The sequence below is a fragment of the Pseudomonas syringae pv. coryli str. NCPPB 4273 genome, from assembly GCF_000972175.1.
Lineage (GTDB): Bacteria > Pseudomonadota > Gammaproteobacteria > Pseudomonadales > Pseudomonadaceae > Aquipseudomonas > Aquipseudomonas syringae.
Window position 1 is genome coordinate 1 of record NZ_AWQP01000041.1, and the last position, 19,771, is coordinate 19,771.

Consider the following 19,771-nt stretch of genomic DNA (forward strand, 5'->3'; position numbering starts at 1 on the left):
GGCTAGCCGCACCGGGCCATGGATGGCGCGTTGCGGCGACCCCCGGATCAGTGACAGGGCGAAGGAACCCGACGAAGTCGGGCCGGAAACGGAGCGAAGGACTTTGCTCACTTTGGTCCCTCAAAGTGAGTCGCCGAGGGGCGAAAAGGTGACCTGAGCCGAACATCAATCCACCTGACATCACAGAACCGCTGTGTGACGCAGAGCGTCACGAACTGCATTCCCACGCGGAGCGTGGGAACGATAGTCAACCGTCCAACCTTTTGGGGTCAGTTCAGAGCATCGGGGCGATTATCAGTTAATAACCCTGGCCGCGATCCACCTGTCCTTGCATCGCTTCACCGCGTTCAAAGCGGCGAATGTTATCGAGCAGGCCAGGAAATGCGCTTTCCGGCTGGGTCATGGCCGCCACATGCGGGGTCAGCAGGATCTTCGGGTGTGCCCAGAACGGATGGTCGGCTGCTGCCGGTTCCTGCTGCAGCACATCCAGCACCGCAGCGCTGAGTTGACCGCTGTCCAGCGCGTCCAGCAAGTCCGCTTCCAGCAGATGCCCGCCACGGCCCATATTGATCAGCGCGGCCCCCTTGGGCAATTGTTCGAAAAGCCGGCGATTGAGGATGCCTTCGGTCTGGCCGGTCAGCGGCAGGACACACAGCAAAATGTCGCACTGCCCTAGAAATGCGTCCAGTTGCTCTTCCCCGGCATAGCACTGCACAGCGTCGATTCGATGCGCGCTGCGCGCCCAGCCCGACAGTTGGAAACCGAAGGGTTTGAGGCTCGACAGAATATGCTGCGCCTGCAAGCCCAGCCCCATCACGCCGACTCGCCGTTGGTTCGCCGGTATCAGCGGTTGGGCTTTCCAGACGCCTTCAACCTGCTGCTGCCGATAACGCAGCATTTCCCGGTGCAGGCTCAGCACGGCAAAGGTTGCGTACTCACACATCCCGTGGCTGATGCCAGGGTCCAGCAGACGCACCACCGGCAGCGATTTCGGAATACGGCTCAGGTCCAGCTGGTCCACACCTGCCGACAGGGCAAACAGCACTTTCAGGTTGGGCAGCAGTTCCTGCAGATCATCGGGCGCCAGCCAGGCGCCCAGATAGTGGATGTCGGCCGGGTCGCCGATGTCTGGCCATACGCGCCATTCAATGTCCGGCGCGTGCTCGGCAAACAGGACGCGCCAGCGTTCGGCACGTGCGGGATCGGCTTTGTAGAGCAGGGCGGGCATGGGCGTTTCCTGAGCATGAAAGATGAGCCTCATCATGCCGTAAAAGCAAAGCACGATCTGTCGAAACGCCTGCTTCCAGGCCTCTCCAATGTCCGAAAAGCGCCGCTGCCCGGCAGATTGCATGGTGATGTGCGGGCATGAAGGAATCTGCCGTTTGCGAGGCGAAAAACAGTCGATATGGACATCTGAGGGTGCAAGTTCGGCGTAGATCATTTCGCTGAACGCTTAACCTGAACAGCATCGCAGCCACCCCCGCCGGCTGCCTGGCCCATGATAGGTAAAACCATGAACAGCAAAGTCGACGACACCCCTCATCTGATCCGCCAGCGCGACCAGTTTGTGCCGCGTGGCATTGTCACGGCCCACCCGCTGGTCATCGACCGCGCCCAGGGTTCTGAATTGTGGGACGTCGATGGCAAACGCTATCTGGATTTCGTCGGCGGTATCGGCGTGTTGAACATCGGCCACAACCACCCGAACGTGGTCGCGGCGATTCAGGCGCAGCTGACCAAAGTCACCCACGCCTGCTTTCAGGTGGCCTCCTACCAGCCCTATATCGACTTGGCCAAACGCCTGAGCCTGTTGATCGCAGGCCAGAGCGGCATCGATCATAAGGCAGTGCTTTTCACCTCCGGCGCCGAAGCCGTGGAAAACGCAGTGAAAATCGCCCGCGCCCACACCAACCGCCCGGCGATCATCTCGTTCCGCGGCGGCTTTCATGGCCGTACGCTGCTCGGCACCACGCTGACCGGCATGAGCCAGCCGTACAAACAGAATTTCGGCCCGATGGCGCCTGAGGTATTCCACACCCCGTACCCGAACGAGTATCGCGGCGTGACCAGCGACGTGGCGCTGGCGGCGTTGCACGAGCTGTTGGCCACTCAGGTCGCACCGGAGCGTGTGGCGGCGATTCTAATCGAGCCGATGCAGGGCGACGGGGGCTTCCTGACTGCGCCGGTCGAGTTCATGAAGGCCTTGCGTGCGCTGACCGAACAACACGGCATCGTGCTGATTGCCGATGAAATCCAGTCCGGTTTCGGGCGTACCGGCAAGTGGTTCGGCTTCGAGCATTCGGGTATCCAGCCGGATCTGGTGACCGTGGCCAAGAGCCTCGCGGGCGGCATGCCGCTGTCGGGCGTGGTCGGGCGTGCCGAGATCATGGATGCACCGCTTCCGGGCGGCCTGGGCGGCACCTACGGCGGTAATGCGCTGTCCTGCGCCGCGGCACTGGCAGTGATCGACACCTACGAGCAGGAAAACCTGCTGGCGCGTGGCGATCAGTTGGGCGAACGCCTGCGTGCCGGTCTGCTCGCGCTCAAAGAGCGTTACAGCTGCATCGGCGACGTGCGCGGCACCGGTTTCATGCTCGCCATGGAGATGGTCAAGAATGACGCGGCACGCAGCCCGGACGCCGACCTCAACCAGAAGATCATCGACCAGGCGCGCCTCGGTGGCCTGCTGGTGATCAAGTGCGGCGTGTACCGCAACGTCCTGCGCTTCCTGGCCCCACTGGTGACCACCGAGCAGCAGATCGATGAAGCGCTGGGCATTCTTGACGCTGCCTTGGCACGAGTATTGAAGTCCAGCTGAGCGCAAGCGTGGTCGCGACTGTCGTCAGACGCTGCGATCACCCGCGCTGGGAATCATTGTTGAATGGAGACGTTGCCTGCCATGGGGCTTATTGATTACCGCGCACTGCTGATCGATTGTGATGAAGTGCTGGTGGACCGTGATTCCGGTGTCTGGACGGCGTTGCAGCCGTTGCTGGACAACGGTCTGAACACACCCGGCAAAGACCAGGTACTCACTGAATTCCATGATGTCATCCGCACGTTGTACCCGCGCTTTGACGAATTGGGTTTCAGCGGGTTGCTGTGCTTTGCGCATCGCCAGCTGGCCGAACGACTGGGGATCAAGGCGAGTTGGGAGGAAGGCATGAGCTTCGCCCGCTCGGTGCCGAACTGGACGCTGTTCGAGGATGCGCCCGGCGCGATGCTCTACCTGCGCAAGTTCTATCGATTGCTGGTGTACGCCGACCGCGACCTGCAGGATCGCGGCCTGCTGTGCGAGCGACTGGGGCTTGAGCCCGACAGCCTGCTGTCATTGACCACTCACCCGCTGGACGACACGGGCTGGCTTGCCGATATGGATCTGGAGCCGCGTGAGACCCTGATAGTGTCACGCCCACCGGCCTCGGCGTTGGCGAGCGGTGGGTTGTGCCTGATCCGGCGTGGTCGGGAACAGCACAGCAAGCCCTGCACGGCGGATATCTGCATCAACAGCATGGCTGATCTGGTCGCTCAGCATCAGCTGTCTTTACGGCGCTGATTTTGCTAGAAGGTAGGCACCGTGAATGGCAATACATGAGGTAGGTAATGGAAGGCTTGGTCAAACTGGATCGGATTGATATCAATATTTTGGTAGAACTCCAGAAAGACGGGCGCATGACCAACGTCAGCCTGGCCGATGCCGTCGGACTTTCCGCGAGCCCTTGCCTGCAACGCGTCAAACGCCTGGAGTCGGCAGGTTACATTTCCAGCTACAAAGCGCACCTTAATCTGGCCAAGATCACCGAATCGGTCACCGTGTTCACGGAAATCTCCCTCAGCGACCACAAGCGCGAAGACTTCGCCAAATTCGAAGCCAACATCCGTCACGTCGACGAAGTGCTGGAATGCCACCTGATCAGCGGCGGCTACGATTACCTGGTGCGCTTCATGACCCGCAGCATTCAGCATTACCAGGAAGTGATCGAAGAGCTGCTGGACAAGAACATCGGCATCTCCAAGTACTTCAGCTACATCGTCATCAAATCCCCGGTCATGAAAGACGGCGTACCGCTGCGCAAACTGTTGCGCCATTGAAACACTAGTCACGAGAGGACGCGGAGCGTCCAGAACGGCATACCCACGCGGAGCATGGGCACGATAGCGTTCGCACGGTGTGTATAGCGCTGAGCCACGATAGCGTTCGCCCGGACACCTCACGCGCCACCCGTTCCGCGATCTACCTGACGACTATCGTTCCTCACGCTCCAGCGTGGGAATGCCTTGCGTGACGCTCCGCGTCACAGATCTGCGCCACACCACACAATCAGGAGAGGACGCGGAGCGTCCGGAACGGCATACCCACGCGGAGCATGGGCACGATAGCGTTCGCACGGTGTGTATAGCGCTGAGCCACGATAGCGTTCGCCCGGACACATCGTGCGCCAGCCGTTCCGCGATCTACCTGCCGACTATCGTTCCTCACGCTCCAGCGTGGGAATGCCTTGCGTGACGCTCCGCGTCACAGATCTGCGCTGCACGCATACGCAGCCGTGAATACCAGGCAAAGAATATGTATGTCTGAATCTCTGGCATAGGGCTACTATCCGGACGGCACTTTGGCCGGGCTTTTGCTCGTGCAGATTTGAAAAACCGGCAGGAGCCCCTGTCGCCATGGATTTCAAAAGGATGTGTTCGATGCCCGTAGCCCCTCGTTTCCTTGACCATTACCGCAAGGCCGACCGGATCATGCTGGGTCTGATCTGGCTGTTGTTCATCTACGCGCTCGGGTTGGCGTTCTGGTTCGACACCTTCACCCAGGCAGTCGTCGTCGGTGGCGGCACCGCGGTGGTGCTGACCGGGCTGTATCGGGCCATCGGCGGCACCCGATTGATGCGTTGCTGTTTCGGCGTCGGGCTGATGGTCATGACCGCGCTGCACATCAATCAGGCCCACGGGCAGGTCGAGATACATTTCGGCATCTTCGTCCTACTGGCGGTGCTGACCTTCTACCGCGACTGGCTGCCGATTCTGGTCGCTGCCGTCACCATCGCCATTCACCATGTCGGTTTCCATGCCCTGCAGCATTCCGGCTTCCCGGTGTACGTCATGCACCACGGCTTCGGCTGGAGCATGGTGCTTGTGCATGCGGTGTATGTGGTCGTTGAAAGCGCGATTCTGGTCTACCTCGCGGTACAGAACCAAGCCGAGGCGGTCGAGAATCAGGACATGCTGGACCGGATGCTGGCCACCACCAACCAGTTCTCCACCGATAGCCAGTCCAGCCAGCAGTCGGGCAAACATGTCTCGCTGGCGCAGCGTTTCGAGCAGTTTCTGGCGCAGATCACCGGCCTGGTCGACGGCGTGGTGCGTGACACTCGCGGGCTTGGCGAACTGGGTCATGACCTCGCCAAGGCCAGCAGTACGCTGGAAACCGGTGCGCAGCATCAGCTCAGTGAAATCGCGCGCATGACCGGCGCGATGCAGCGCATGGGCGATGCCATGAACGATATCTCCAGCCACGTCGCGCAAGCCGTGCAGCGGGCCGGTGACGCCAGCGATCAGGTCGCTCACGGACGCGACAGTGTCGACCGCGCGCAGAGCGAAATCACCCAGCTTGCCGCACGCATCACGACCACCGATGAAACCGTACAAGCCCTGGCCAACCAGTCAGAACAGATCGGCAAGGTGCTGGACGTGATCGGCAGCATTGCCGAGCAGACCAACCTGCTGGCCCTCAACGCCGCAATCGAAGCCGCCCGCGCCGGTGAGCAGGGCCGAGGCTTTGCGGTGGTGGCCGATGAGGTGCGCAACCTGGCGCAGCGCACAGCGTCGTCGACCAAGGAGATCCAGACCATCATCGAAGACCTGCAAAAAGGCAGTCGTCAGGCCGCTACGGCCATGAACGACAGCCTGCAGGGCGTCGGGCGTTGTGTCGAGGACAGCCAGCGCGCTTCGCAATCCCTGCGCGAAGTCGGCGAAGGGATCGGCCATATCACCCGGCTCAACGGCTTGATTGCCACGACGACCGAACAGCAGTCCGCCGTCAGCCGGGAAATGGCCGACCAGTTGCGCTCGGTGCAGACCATCGCCGAACATACCGCCGCCAATATCGGTGTGCTGGCGACCAGCAGCCAGAGCCTGTCGCCACTGGCTATCCGCCTGGAAGCGCTGGGCCAGAGCTTTCACGCGTAGTTTTCGCGCTCAGGCGAACACCAGCCCCGACGAACGCAGCAGTTCCTGAGTGTAGGCCTGCTGCGGTGCAGCGAAGATCTCGCGGGACGGGCCCTGCTCGACGACCTTGCCGTCCTTGATCACGATCAGGTCATGGGCCAGGGCGTGAACCACCGCCAGGTCATGGCTGATGAACAGGTACGTCAGGCCGTGCCGGATTTGCAGGTCGCGCAGCAGGGCGACGATCTGCTTTTGCACGGTCCGGTCGAGCGCCGAGGTCGGTTCGTCGAGCAGGATCAGATCCGGTTCAAGCACCAGCGCCCGTGCGATGGAAATACGCTGACGCTGACCGCCGGAAAACTCGTGCGGGTAACGATGCCGGGTGGCCGGGTCCAGGCCGACTTCCTGCAACACGCGGATCACCGTCTGTTCACGCTCTTTCGGCGTACCGATGTTGTGCGTCACCAGGCCCTCGGCAATGATCTGTTCCACGGTCATGCGCGGGCTGAGACTGCCGAACGGGTCCTGAAACACCACCTGCAGCTGGCGGCGCAACGGGCGCATCAGGTGCTGGCTGTGCAGGCTCAGTTCCTTGGTGCCGAAGCGGATGCTGCCCTCTGAATCGACCAGGCGCAAAATCGCCTGGCCCAGCGTCGATTTACCCGAACCCGACTCGCCGACAATGCCCAGCGTCTTGCCCTTGAGCAGCTCGAAACTCACCCCGTCCACTGCCTTCACATACTGCGGTTCACGCTTGAACCAGGCCTTGCCCAGCGGGAACCAGACCTTCAAGTCCTGCACCGACAACAGCGTGTTGCTGTGCGTGGACGGCACCGGTTCGCCATCCGGCTCGGCATTGATCAGCAGACGGCTGTAAGGGTGCTGCGGGCTGTCGAACAGGGTCTGGCAATCGGCCTGCTCGACGATCTCGCCCTCACGCATCACGCAGACCCGCTGGGCGATGCGCCGCACCAGATTGAGGTCGTGGCTGATCAGCAGCAGCGATATGTTCAGCCGCTGTTGCAGGGACTTGAGCAACTCCAGAATCTTCACCTGCACGGTCACGTCCAGCGCGGTGGTCGGCTCGTCGGCGATCAGCAGATCCGGCTCGTTGGCCAGCGCCATGGCAATCGTGATGCGCTGCCGTTGCCCGCCCGACAGTTGATGCGGATACGCCTTGAGACGTGACAGCGGATCACGAATGCCGACCAGTTCCAGCAGCTCCAGAGTACGGCTCAGCGCGGCCTTGCCCTTCAGGCCCTTGTGGGTCACGAGGATTTCGCCGATCTGTTTTTCGACCGTGTGCAGCGGGTTCAGCGAACTCATGGGCTCCTGAAAAATCATCGCCACGCGGTTGCCGCGCAGGCTGCGCAACTGCTTGTCGCTGGCGCTGACCAGGTCCAGCCCGTCGTAACGAATCGAGCCCTGGGTGCTGACGGTTTTCGCCGGCAGCAGACGCAGAATCGAATGCGCCGTGACCGACTTGCCCGAGCCGGATTCGCCCACCAGCGCCAGGCACTCGCCACGGCGGATGTCGAGGCTGACGCCATGCACCACTTCGCGGCCGTTGAAGGCGACCCGCAGGTCGCGAATTTCAATCAGGTTGTCGTGCATGTCAGCTCCGAGGATCGAACGCGTCGCGGCAGGCTTCGCCGATGAACACCAGCAGAGAAAGGATCAGGGCCAGCACCACGAACGCCGTCAGCCCCAGCCAGGGCGCTTGCAGATTACGCTTGGCCTCGCCGATCAGCTCGCCCAGCGACGCACTGCCCGCCGGCATGCCAAAGCCGAGAAAATCCAGCGCAGTGAGGGTGGCGATGGCGCCGGTGATGATGAACGGCAGGTAGGTCAGGGTGCTGGTCATCGCGTTGGGCAGGATGTGTCGCCACATCAGCGCAGCGTCGGTCAGACCCAATGCGCGGGCAGCTTTGACGTACTCCAGATTGCGCCCACGCAGGAACTCGGCACGCACCACGTCCACCAGCGACAGCCAGGAGAACAGCGCCATGATCCCCAGCAGCCACCAGAAACTGGGCGACACAAAGCCGGACAGAATGATCAGCAGGTACAGCACCGGCAGCCCCGACCAGATCTCCTGAATGCGCTGGCCGATCAGGTCGGTCATGCCGCCGTAGTAACCCTGAATCGCCCCGGCACACACGCCGATCACCGTGCTGATCGCGGTCAGCAGCAGCGCGAACAGAATGGATATCCGCGCGCCGAACAGCACACGTGCCAACACATCGCGAGCCTGTTCGTCCGTGCCCAGCCAGTTGATCGCATCAGGCGGGCTGGGGGACGGCGCGTCCAGGTCATAATTGATGGTGTCGTAGCTGAACGGGATCGGCGCGAACAGCATCCAGCCGTTTTTCGCCGCGATCAGCTTGCGCACGTAGTCGCTGGCATAGTCCGGTTCGAAAGGCAGCTCGCCGCCGAAATCGGTTTCCATGTAGGTGTGCAACACCGGGTAATAAAGGTGCCCGTCGTAGCGGATCAGCAGCGGCTTGTCGTTGGCGATCAGTTCGCCGCACAGGCACACCAGCAGCAGGCCGATGAAGATCCACAGCGACCACCAACCGCGACGGTTGGCCTTGAACAGGTCGAAACGGCGCCGGGTCTGGGGAGAGAACTCGAACATCAGGCGCTCCTCGCGGAAAAGTCGATGCGTGGGTCGACCAGCGTGTAACACAGGTCACCGATCAGCTTGATCAGCAGGCCGAACAGCGTGAACAGAAACAGCGTGCCGAACACGATGGGGTAGTCGCGCGAGACGGCTGCTTCGTAACTCATGCGCCCCAAACCATCGAGGCCAAAGATGGTTTCGATCAGCAGCGAGCCGGCGAAGAACACCTCGATCAAGGCCTGCGGAATACCGGCGATCACCAGCAACATGGCGTTGCGAAACACATGGCCGTACAGCACGCGGTGCTCGGTCAGGCCCTTGGCGCGCGCCGTGACCACGTACTGGCGGCTGATCTCGTTGAGAAAGCTGTTCTTGGTGAGGATGGTCAGCGTGGCGAACCCGCCGATCACCAGCGAACTGACCGGCAGCACCAGGTGCCACAGATAGTCCTTCACCTTGCCCCAGGCGCTCAGGCTGTCGAAGTTGTCCGAGAACAGCCCCTGCGCCGGAAACCAGCTCAGGTAACTGCCCCCGGCGAACACCACGATCAGCAGAATGGCGAACAGAAACGCGGGCGTGGCGTAACCGATGATCACCAGCGTGCTGCTCCAGACATCGAACGCGCTGCCATGCCGCACCGCCTTGCGAATGCCTAGCGGGATGGAAATCAGGTACGTGATCAGCGTCGCCCAGAGCCCGAGGGACAGCGACACCGGGAGCTTTTGCGCGATCAGTTCGGTGACCGGCGCGCCACGGAAGAAGCTGGTGCCGAAGTCCAGTTGCGCGTAGTTCTTGAGCATCAGCCACAGCCGCTCGTGCATCGGTTTGTCGAAACCGTAGTGTTGCTTGATCTGCTCGATCAGCGCCGGGTCCAGCCCGCGGGTGCTGCGGCTGGCGGTGCCGGAGGCAGCCACTTCGCCCCCGCCGCCGCCCACACCGTTGGGGCTGAAGCCCTGAATGCGCGCGATGGCCTGCTCGACCGGTCCGCCGGGAGCGGCCTGCACGATCAGGAAATTCACAATCAGAATGGCCAGCAGCGTGGGAATGATCAGCAGCAGGCGTCGAATCACATAAGCCAGCATCTCAGTACTCCTTGGCGGCGGCAGGTTTGCCGGTCAGCGCAGTGGCCTGAGCATTGGTCAGCGGCGTCGGGCTGATCTGCCACCAGGTTTCCAGGCCAACGTCATAGATCGGTGCCACGTCCGGCATGCCGAACCGGTTGGCGAACACCAGCGGCGTGCCCTTGGAGTAGTAGTTGGGAATCATGTAGTAACCCCACTGCAGGACCCGATCCAGCGCCCGCGCGTAGAGCACCATGTCGTTGCGCGTATTGGCGCTGACCAGCCCGTCGATCAGCGTGTCTACCGCAGGGTTGCGCAGCACCATGGCGTTGGAGCTGCCCACTTCGGTGGCGCTTTGCGAGCCGTACAGGTTGTACAGCTCACGGCCCGGGGAGATGATCGGATTGCCGTTTTTCGGCAGGCTGACCACGATCATGTCGTAGTCCCGCGCATTGAGCCGGTTGATGTACTGCGCCGAATCGATGCGCAGGAAATCCAGGGTGATGCCGATCTGCGCCAGGGTGCGCTTGAAGGGCAGAATCAGCCGGTCGAAGCCGCCCTGACCATCGAGAAAACTGAACACCATCGGCTCGCCCGCCGCGTTGACCAGCTTATTGTCCTTCGGATGCCAGCCGGCTTCGGCCAGCAGCTTGAGGGCCTGCAACTGCTTGTCACGGATGTAACCGCTGCCGTCGGTTTTCGGTGGCTGATAGACCTTGCTGAACACCTCGTCCGGCACCTGCCCGCGCAAGGGCTCGAGAATTTTCAGCTCGGCCGGGGTCGGCAGCTCGGTGGCGGCCATGTCACTTTTCGGGAAATAGCTTTGTTCGCGCACGTAAAAATTGCGCATGACCCGGCGATTGATCCAGTCGAAATCCCACAGCAATGACAGCGCCTCGCGCACGCGGCGGTCCTTGAACATGGGCTTGTCCAGATTGAAAACAAAGCCCTGCGCGGCGACCGGACGTTGCGGTGCGAGGATGCGCTTTTGCAGGCGCCCGTCGTCAATCGCCGGGCCGCTGTAGCCGACCACGAAGCCTGAAGAGGAGAACTCGCGGTTGTAGTCGAACGTCCCGGCCTGCAGCAGCTGGCGGGCGATCTCGGTGTCGCCGTAGTAGTTCACGGTGAGCGTGTCGAAGTTGTACAGGCCACGGCTGACCGGCAGGTCCTTGCCCCACCAGTCCTTGACCCGTTCGAAGGTGACGCTGCGTCCGGCGTCGACCCTGGCGACCCGGTACGGCCCGTTGCCCAGCGGTGGCTCGAAACCGCCGCCGTTGGCGAAGTCGCGGGTCTTCCACCAGTGTTCGGGGAGGATGTGCAGGCTGGCAATGTCCAGCGCCAGCATGCGGTTGAGGTTGTTCTTGAAGTCGAAGCGAATCTGCAGCGGGCCTTCGATGGTCACCTCTTTGACGTCGGCGAACATCGGTCGATAGCTGAAGCTGCCCTTGGTGGTCATCAGCTCGAAGGTGTAGCGCACGTCTTCGGCGGTGACGGGCTTGCCGTCCTCGAAACGCGCCTTGGGGTTGAGGAAAAAACGAATCCACAGACCGTCGGGGTCCATCTCCATCTTTTCCGCGATCAGGCCATACACCGTGTACGGCTCATCCAGCGAGCGATAGGCCAGTGGCGAGTACACCCAGCTGTCGACCTCGCGCACATTGATGCCCTGATCGACATAGGGATTGAGGTAATTGAACTGGCCGATTTCTTCCGCCGACCGGGTCAGCGAACCACCCTTGGGGGCGTTCGGGTTGACGTAATCGAAGTGCTGGAAGCCGGCCGGGTATTTCGGCGCCTCGCCATAGACGGTCAAGGCGTGGGTCGGCGTCGCCAGCACAGTCTGCCAGCCACTGCACAGCGCAACACCCAGAAGCAGGCGCTGCAGAAAACGGTTAAGACGCGACATGGTAGGGCTTTCCTCGTGCGCACTGAATGACGGAACACTGCGAAAAAGCCCCCGGCCGGGGAAGGCGGATGAAACCTGGGCCGGAGGGGGCGAGCTCGCAATCTGACCTGGCCCACGGAGCGTGTATGGGCCACGTCGTCACACTCAGAAGTGGTAAGTCGCGCGGGCGAACAGGGTGCGGCCCAGCGGGTCGGCGTAACGAGGGTCGTAGCCGGACTGGAAGTTGTAGGCCTGGTTGGAGAACGGCGGGTTGCGGTCGAACATATTGCGCACACCGGCGTCGATATCCAGCACCTTGTCGAAGGTATGACCCACCGACATGTCCCACAGCGCATACGACGCGACCCGCGCATTTGTGGTGCGGTCGTAATCGTTGTAGCCGCTGGTGAAGCGGTTGGTGATGGAGGCGCGGGTATCGCCCAGTGACCAGGTACCGGTCAGGACGTGTTTCCAGCGCGAAATCACGCCGTCGCCCTGAAAGTCGCCGACCTTGTCGGTGTACGGGCCGTCGATGATGTTCTGGAAGTCATAACGGGTGACGTAGGTGCCGGTCATGCCCAGACCGAACTGACCGTAAGGCGTGTTCGGGAAGCGATAGTCGAGGGTTACGTCGACACCGCTGGTCTTGACGATGCCCAGGTTGGCGTTGCCGGTGACGATGTTGGCGATTGAACCATCGGCAGCGCGCACGTAGCGGTCGGCGTAGGTGTTGGGGTCATCGAACACGGTCGACTCGGGGAACGCCTGGATCTGGTTGGAAATGTGAATCCACCAGAAATCCAGGCCCATCGACAGATCGTTGACCGGCTGATAGACGAAGCCCAGGGTCATGTTGCGGGCTTTTTCCGGGGCCAGTTCGGTGTTGCCTCCGCCATTGTTGAGGAACTGCTGCTGGCAATCACGACCGGCGTTACCACCAGGCTGGACGACACCACCGGCACATAGCACCGGGTCGTTGTAATAGCCTTGGGTAAAAGTCGTGCTACGCGGGGCATACAGTTCGTACAGCGAAGGTGCGCGAAAGCCTTCGCTGTAGGCACCACGGACCACCAGTTGCTTGAACGGCTGGTAGCGGAACGAGTATTTCGGGTTGGTGGTGCTGCCGAAGTCGCTGTATTTGTCGTGACGAACGGCGGCGGTCAGTTCAAGGCTGTCCAGCACGGGGACATTCAGTTCGGCGTATTCCGCCTTGACGCTCCTGTCACCTTCGACGCTGCCTGCGGCATCTGCGCCCAGGCTGCTGACGTCGTTGACGAATGCTTCGTACTCCTGATGCATTTTCTCTTTTCGGTATTCGCCACCTAGCGCAATGCCGGCAGGGCCTGCACCGAACCAGTCACCGATTTCCCGGCTGATGCGCGCGTCCAGCCCGGCCACCCGGCCCACGGCGCTTGAGTACTGGCCATGGTATTGACTGGCGTCAATCAGCGCCTGACCTGCAGCGGTCTGCGGACCAAACGGATTGAGGGTGCCGTTGGCGAGGCCATTGAGCATTGCAGCATCGCTGATGTAACCATCGGTGAGTGATGACAACACTTTGTTCTGGTTGTAAGAAGCGCCAACGTTGTAGTCCCAGCCACCCACCAGACCGTCGAAGTTCAGCAGAAAACGCTGGCTGGTGTTTTGGTCGCTCGATCCGCGTGGGCCTGCTGCCGTTTCTCGCCAGGCGGTGCTGACCGGTTGCGTCGGGTCGAGGGTGAAATCGGTAGGGGCCGGAGTGATGCCGTTGCCGGGATAGAAGGGTGACGACGAGTCCAGTGACAGCCCGGTGAGAGGCGCTGGCCCGATATCGGTGTGGTTGTTGTTGCGGGCCCAGAAGTATTCGAGGCTGACGTTGTGATCGTCGGCCAGCTTGCCGGTAGCCCTGCCGAAAAAAGAGGTCTTTTCGGTTTGCGGGATCAGGTCGATGTACTCGCGAGTACTGAATCGGCAGATGCCGTTGCTGGCTATCAGGCTGGGGCCGCTGCAGTTTCTGCCCAGCGGGTTGGCGGAGTTGTCGCCCTGAAAATAATTGCCGGGATATGCCGTCCCGGAGGTCTGGTTGAGACCGCGTCCCGGTACGTAATCCTTGGCAAACGAACGATCATTGGCGTCCAGATTCTGCTGCTTGTTGTAGTTGAAGACGCCCATCACGTTAAAGCGGTCTTCTTCCAGATCACCGAAGCCCCAGCTGGCACTCATGTCCTTGGTCGCACCGCCGCCACTGGCGGTCGGCGTCTCGCCGCCGAGGGTCAGGCTGCCGTCGGTCAGGGACTTTTTGGTGATGAAGTTGATCACGCCACCGATGGCGTCGGTGCCGTACAGCGCCGAGGCACCGTCACGCAGCACTTCCACGCGGTCGATCGCAGCGAACGGGATCATGTTCAGGTCAATGGCGCTGCCGTTGGGCGTACCCACACCGGACAACGCATTGTTGGCCAGACGTCGGCCATTGAGCAGCACCAGCGTCTTGTTCGCACCGATGCCGCGCATGTCGGCGAAGGAGGCGCCTCCTGTTCCGGCTCCGACCGAGCCTGCGCTGTTGTTGATCGACTGGCTGCCGGTGATGCGCTGGACCATTTCCTGGGTGGTGGTCACGCCCTGTTTCTTCAGGTCGTCGGCGCGCAGGATGGTAATCGGCACGGCGGTTTCGGCATCGACCCGGCGGATCGCCGAACCGGTGACTTCTACACGTTGCAACTGGGTCGTGGCAGGCACAACCGCTGCACTGGTGGATACGGCCGAGCCGCTGGTGTCTGCATCGACGGCGTCTGCCGCCTGGGCACCGCTCATGCCCATGGCCAATGCCCAGAGCAGGGCACGTGGATGACGCCGGACCGCGAGGGCCAGTGGTTTGAGGGTGCAACCGGGAAGATTCATCAGCATGGTTAGTTCCGACTTGATCCAGACATTATTGAAATGGCCTTGTGAGCCCTCTGTTCCCGACGCGGTTGTGCCGAGCGGGAGTTCCACTTCTTCTTTTTCCAGCAAGCCGCTCCCCTCCAGGGGCTTTTCAGCCCACGGACAACCGCATTCACGGGGGTCGGGTCAGACGGCTTCGCGAGGCGAAGCCACCCGGTCAGTCGAGCGTCATTTCGCTGTCATGACGGATATCTTGGTAATGCCGGAGCGTTCGATGGAGGCCATGGCCTTGGCCACCTGGCCATAATTCACGGCGGTGTCGGCCTGCAACTGGACGCGGATTTCCGGGTCCTTGGCCTTTTCGTCCTGCAGGCTTTTTTCCAGCAGCTCCGGGGCGATTTCCGATTTTGCAAGGTAGAACTTCCCGTCCTGATCGACGCTGACCACCACCGGGTTTTTCTTCTCGGCGGGGGCGACTGCGTCGGTCTTGGGCAAGTTGACCTTGATCGCGTTGGTCATCAGCGGCGTGGTGACGATGAACACCACCAGCAGCACGAGCATCACGTCGACCAGCGGCGTGACGTTCATTTCGCTGAGTACTTCATCGCTGTCCTGAGTGGAGAAAGACATTAGCTGGCCTCCCGAACGGCATGACCATTCTTGCTGGCGATGGGCTGGCGCGTGACGGCAAAGGCGCTGCGCTGGGCGAGGGCGTCGAAGTCGTGGGCGAAGTCATCCATGTCGGCCACGGCGAGCTTGAGGCGGCGCAGGAAGAAGTTGTAGATCAGCACTGCCGGCACGGCGACGGCGATACCCACGCCGGTGGCGACCAGCGCGTGACCGATGGGGCCGGCAACCGCTTCGAGGCTGGCCGAGCCGGTCACGCCGATGCTTTGCAGCGCCTCCATGATCCCCCAGACCGTACCGAACAGGCCGATGAAGGGCGCGGTGCTGCCGATACTGGCGAGAATCGCCTGGCCACTTTCCAGCGCGCGCCGCTCTTTTTGTATCTGCTGGCGCAGGTTGCGCTCCAGACGGTCCGAGCGGTTGATGGTGTGCGCCAGTTGTTGCGTGGTGCGCGGCGACTCATCGACCGCCATGGCTTCAAAGCCGCTGTTGGCAATACGTGCCAGCGCGCCGGGGTATTGCGCAGAATGCTCGGCAGCGGTGAGCAGGTCCGGCGCGCTCCAGAACACTTTGGTGAATTGTTTGTTCTGGGACTTCTGGCGGACGTACTGCGCCGACTTGATCAGCAACAGTGCCCAACTCAATACGGAAAACAGAATCAGTGCCCAGAGCACGGCCGGGACGATCATGGAAGAGAGCGATGCGTTCATGGTTTAAACCTCACCAGCTTTGATAATTGAATAGTCGGTTGTCATGCGCCGGATCATTCCGGCAACTTGAAGTCGATGGTCTGCGTCGCGAAGCCTTCTATCGGCGTGTCACCGCGTTTGGCCGGTATGAACTTCCAGTTGCGCACAGCCTCCACGGCCGCTTCGTCCAGTACCGGTTTGCCGCTGGATTTGGTCACCTCGACAGCCCCGGCGCGACCGTTGGGCAGCACCTTGATGCGCAGAATCACGCGACCTTCCCAGCTGCGTCGCAACGCCAGCCCCGGGTATTCCGGCGGTGGATTGCCCAGGCTGGCGAGCCCGGATACCGCAGCGCTTTCCTTGACCGGAGCCGGTGGCGCAGCAGGTGCCGGCGGCGCGGGCGCAGGTGTTGGCGGCGCGGGCGGGCTGGGCGCAGCGGCAGGCTTGGGCGCAGGCGGCGTCGGCTTTTTCACCGGCTCGACTTTCTTGACCGGCTTGGGCTTCTCGACCTTGGGTTTTTCCACCGGTTTGGGCGGCGGTTCGACCGCGTCCGGGTCCTCGACCGGTTGTTCCGGTTCGGGGGGAGGCGGTGGAGGCGGCGGCGGAGGTGGTGGCTCGGGCGGCGGCGGTTCCGGGGCGGGTGGTGTCGGGCTGGTCAGTTCAATGGTCATTTCCGGAACTTGTGGCGCAACTTCCGGCACCTCTGGCTGGGCCGTTTGCATGTACCACCAGATCACACCATGAATAAGTACCGACGCAGCAATCAACACCATTACTTGCGGTTTGTTAAGGCCGCCCGGGCGTGACGTATTGGCGCTGAAAGGAATACCCTGCCACGCCGTCGAAGTGTCATCGGGCGAGGGAGAGGGAACCGCTTTCATTATTACCGCATCATTCATTAACGCTCCCTCGGGTAGTTAAAGGGCAATAAAAATCCGCTCGAACAATGGGTAACTGTTCGATTGATGAAGACCTGCACATTGTTGATGGGCAGGGCAACGCGGTGGGTGCGCACACGGCGAACTCAAACGGTTAAAGGACGTCTTGAATCAGGGCACTGACATTGCAGATCCTTGCTTTCTTATCGTCATGTACGGGGACGTACAGCTATGTTCCTGAATGCTTACATTGCAACCGCTGTGCCAGAACGCCCTAGCTGGAACCATTGATGCAGAGCGGGTGTCGCATTCATATAACTATTTATCGATTCCCGACTTCATTGACTTCAAAACCGCACAGATGAATAAAACGTCGAACAAAAAAACAGACAAACAATGACCCTCTGCTTGAGCAGACGCGTTCGAAAATCATGACCTGCAAGTCACTTTGTTTGATGCACCAATACTGTGTCACGAGGATCACGTTGGTGCGTTAGTTGATCAGCGCTTCATAAAAACAATGCTCCGTGTAGGTACGCGGTTGTGTGGACAGTTATCGTTGTTGAAATTAAAGCCATTCCATAGGTGATGGCAAAATGAAACCACTTAAAATAAAGTGTCGGACCTCTTTATAGGTCGACCGTCTTTTAATTAAAAACAACCCCGCGCGTACTTATTACGCGCACGGGCGCACACGGTCCTGATTCATCATCAGAACACTAAGGCACACGCGAAATGTCTTAAGTCCAGACGTGCAGGGCCGTCGAATAACAACACGCAGATCGGGACAAGGGTGAAGCGACCGTGCAGGCATCGCTTGAGGCAGGTGCTGCCCAAGGCGTGGATTGCCAGCGTAACGGTGGTCTGACGCAAGACTGATAGGGCACAGCTAGATTCCTTTCCTGGCGGGCAGCGAGACTTGTGGTCTGCTCCCCTGCACTGTTTATGGACGCTCTGACGTCCGTTAACTGCACTTTGGTGCGTGTAGGCACCCCATGAATGCAGCGCGCACCATTGGTTTATGGCACGACCGTTCCACTAGAAAGAACTGTGCCAATTTGTGTCCTTTTGTATCTGGAGGGGTACATTTTCATCTGGAGGCGAGTATTTGCGGCTGCAGGGCGCAGTCACTGACCCCGGCGGGTATCAACTCGGCAGATTGGCGCGGGTGCGCCGGGAGAGAGCCGCCCGGGATTCGGGCGGCCTGCAGGTGTCGTGAATTACCAGAACGCAGCAGGTGCGCTGAGCGCCTTGCTGAACACCTCGATGGCGCGTTCGACATCTGCCTGCGTGGTGTAGCGGCCAAGGCTGACGCGCACGCTGGCCAGGGCCTTGGCGGAGTCCATGCCCAGAGCAAGCAGCACATGCGAGGGTGCATTGCTGGCCGAGTTGCACGCGGACGTCGAGGACAACGCCAGGCTGTGGGACAACTGCGAGCTGGTGAAGCCGCTGCGGGTGATGCACAGGTTCAGGGTATGCGGGATGCGTTGTTGCGGGCAGCCATTGAGCTGCACATCCGGCAGGCTCAACAGGCCTTCGCGCAGGTGACGACTCAGCCCTTCGATACGACGGTTTTCAGTGTCGGCCTGGCTGATCGCCAAGGCAAAGGCCGTCCCCATGCCGACGATCTGATGGGTGGCCAATGTGCCCGAACGAAAGCCGCCTTCATGTCCGCCGCCGTGGATCTGCGCTTTCAACAGTGAATGCGCACGCGGGCCCACGTACAGCGCGCCGATACCCTTGGGGCCGTAAGCCTTGTGCGCCGAGAACGACATCAGGTCGACGGCCAGACTCGCCAGATCGATCTTCACCTTGCCGACGCCCTGCGCAGCGTCCACATGAAACAGCGCACCGTGCTCGCGCACCAGGGCGCCAATGCTGGCGATATCAGTCAGCGTACCCAGCTCATTGTTCACCAGCATCAGCGACACCAGCAGCGTGTCTTCGCGCAATGCAGCCTGTACAGCGTGAGGCTGGATCAGGCCTTGAGCGTCCGGTTTCAGCCAGGTGACGGGAAAGCCCTGACGCTCCAGCGTGCTGACGGTGTCGAGCACGGCCTTGTGTTCCAGGACGCTGGTGATGATGTGCCGGCGTTGCGCGCTGGCATCATGGGCGATGCCCTTGATCGCCAGGTTGTTGGACTCGGTAGCGCCGGAGGTCCAGACGATGGTATCCGCAGGCGCACCCACCGCATCGGCCACCTGTGTGCGCGCCTGTTCAACGGCCTGCCGCGCCACCTGCCCATAACCGTGCCCGCTGGAAGCCGGATTACCGAAATGACCTTCGCGCCCCATAAAGGCAACCATGGCTTCGATGACCTGTTCATCGACAGGTGTGGTGGCGGCGTAATCCAGATAGAGCGCAGAAGTGGTCATGGGCAATTCGCTTTGTAATCGAGTCAAAATCAAGGACTGGCATTACCAGACCGACTGCTTGAAAGATTACTGATCCGCGCGCGAAAATTTATTGATATTTGCACGGGCATGGGCAACCAATGCGAAAAATTATTCGCTTTCACTTGGATTTATACGATTAAAAATTCTAGGATGCTGCATCAGGCGCAGAATCGCATCCAGACGCCATCGTTCCTCACGCTCCGCATGGGAATACAGTTCTGGACGCTCCGGGAACTCAAGGGGCTGCACCGTTGGGTGACGCATAGCGTCACGAAAGGCATGCCAACGCGGAGCATTGGCACGATAGTCATGCTGTGTGAGGCGCAGAATCGCAGTCAGACACCATCGTTCCTCATGCTCCGCGTGGGAATGCAGTTCTGGACGCTCCGCGTCCACTCCGGGAACTCAAGGGGCTGCACCGTTGGGTGACGCAGAGCGTCACGAAATGCATGCCAACGCGGAGCATTGGCACGATAGTCATGCTGTGTGAGACGCAGATCGTAGCCAGACGCCATCGTTCCTCACGCTCCGCGTGGGAATGCAGTTCTGGACGCTCCGCGTCCACTCCGGGAACTCAAGGGG

The 19,771-nt window shown here is 61.0% G+C and carries 14 protein-coding genes; 4 read left to right on the forward strand and 10 right to left on the reverse strand.

Features of this window, described 5'->3' with window-relative positions; all coding sequences use genetic code 11:
* Positions 1 to 298 precede the first annotated feature (298 nt).
* Positions 299 to 1,228 (reverse strand): 2-hydroxyacid dehydrogenase, encoded by a 930-nt coding sequence (locus tag P406_RS17375; RefSeq protein ID WP_046236857.1) that lies wholly within the window; start codon positions 1,226 to 1,228, stop codon positions 299 to 301.
* A 285-nt stretch (positions 1,229 to 1,513) separates the two neighbouring features.
* Here P406_RS17375 and gabT point away from each other — a divergent pair, with 285 nt between their 5' ends.
* From gabT to P406_RS17395, 4 genes are all read left to right on the forward strand, one after another.
* A complete protein-coding gene (gabT, locus tag P406_RS17380; RefSeq protein WP_046236848.1) occupies positions 1,514 to 2,818 on the forward strand; it encodes a 4-aminobutyrate--2-oxoglutarate transaminase in 1,305 nt (434 codons plus the stop codon).
* Positions 2,819 to 2,899: 81 nt separating this feature from the next.
* The gene (locus P406_RS17385; protein ID WP_046236849.1) at positions 2,900 to 3,556 is read left to right on the forward strand and encodes an HAD family hydrolase; all 657 of its coding nucleotides are present in this window, start codon (positions 2,900 to 2,902) and stop codon (positions 3,554 to 3,556) included.
* A gap of 47 nt (positions 3,557 to 3,603) precedes the next feature.
* A complete protein-coding gene (locus P406_RS17390; RefSeq protein WP_002555947.1) occupies positions 3,604 to 4,092 on the forward strand; it encodes an Lrp/AsnC family transcriptional regulator in 489 nt (162 codons plus the stop codon).
* A gap of 600 nt (positions 4,093 to 4,692) precedes the next feature.
* Positions 4,693 to 6,189, forward strand: a complete 1,497-nt coding sequence (locus P406_RS17395) for a methyl-accepting chemotaxis protein (RefSeq protein WP_046236858.1) — start codon at positions 4,693 to 4,695, stop codon at positions 6,187 to 6,189.
* A 9-nt stretch (positions 6,190 to 6,198) separates the two neighbouring features.
* Here P406_RS17395 and P406_RS17400 read toward each other — a convergent pair whose 3' ends face one another.
* The 9 genes from P406_RS17400 to P406_RS17440 all read right to left on the reverse strand — a co-directional run bounded on the left by P406_RS17400 (position 6,199) and on the right by P406_RS17440 (position 19,168).
* Positions 6,199 to 7,782, reverse strand: coding sequence for an ABC transporter ATP-binding protein (locus tag P406_RS17400; RefSeq protein ID WP_046236850.1), 1,584 nt, complete (start codon positions 7,780 to 7,782; stop codon positions 6,199 to 6,201).
* A gap of 1 nt (position 7,783) precedes the next feature.
* Positions 7,784 to 8,806 (reverse strand): ABC transporter permease, encoded by a 1,023-nt coding sequence (locus tag P406_RS17405; protein WP_046236851.1) that lies wholly within the window; start codon positions 8,804 to 8,806, stop codon positions 7,784 to 7,786.
* Positions 8,806 to 9,873, reverse strand: coding sequence for a microcin C ABC transporter permease YejB (locus P406_RS17410; protein WP_046236852.1), 1,068 nt, complete (start codon positions 9,871 to 9,873; stop codon positions 8,806 to 8,808). Before P406_RS17410 ends, P406_RS17405 begins: the two co-directional genes overlap by 1 nt.
* 1 nt (position 9,874) lies before the next feature.
* Positions 9,875 to 11,758: an extracellular solute-binding protein gene (locus P406_RS17415; RefSeq protein WP_046236853.1), complete on the reverse strand. Its 1,884-nt coding sequence runs from the start codon at positions 11,756 to 11,758 to the stop codon at positions 9,875 to 9,877.
* A 144-nt stretch (positions 11,759 to 11,902) separates the two neighbouring features.
* Entirely contained in the window at positions 11,903 to 14,728 is a 2,826-nt protein-coding gene (locus tag P406_RS17420; protein ID WP_046236854.1) for a TonB-dependent receptor, read from the reverse strand.
* Between the two features lie 99 nt (positions 14,729 to 14,827).
* The gene (locus P406_RS17425; protein ID WP_002555939.1) at positions 14,828 to 15,229 is read right to left on the reverse strand and encodes an ExbD/TolR family protein; all 402 of its coding nucleotides are present in this window, start codon (positions 15,227 to 15,229) and stop codon (positions 14,828 to 14,830) included.
* On the reverse strand, positions 15,229 to 15,915 hold the full coding sequence (locus P406_RS17430) for a MotA/TolQ/ExbB proton channel family protein (protein ID WP_003425751.1): 687 nt from the start codon (positions 15,913 to 15,915) through the stop codon (positions 15,229 to 15,231). Before P406_RS17430 ends, P406_RS17425 begins: the two co-directional genes overlap by 1 nt.
* Positions 15,916 to 15,989: 74 nt before the next feature.
* The gene (locus P406_RS17435; RefSeq protein ID WP_004408866.1) at positions 15,990 to 16,814 is read right to left on the reverse strand and encodes an energy transducer TonB; all 825 of its coding nucleotides are present in this window, start codon (positions 16,812 to 16,814) and stop codon (positions 15,990 to 15,992) included.
* Between the two features lie 1,199 nt (positions 16,815 to 18,013).
* Entirely contained in the window at positions 18,014 to 19,168 is a 1,155-nt protein-coding gene (locus P406_RS17440; protein WP_046236855.1) for a cysteine desulfurase family protein, read from the reverse strand.
* Between the last annotated feature and the right edge of the window lie 603 nt (positions 19,169 to 19,771).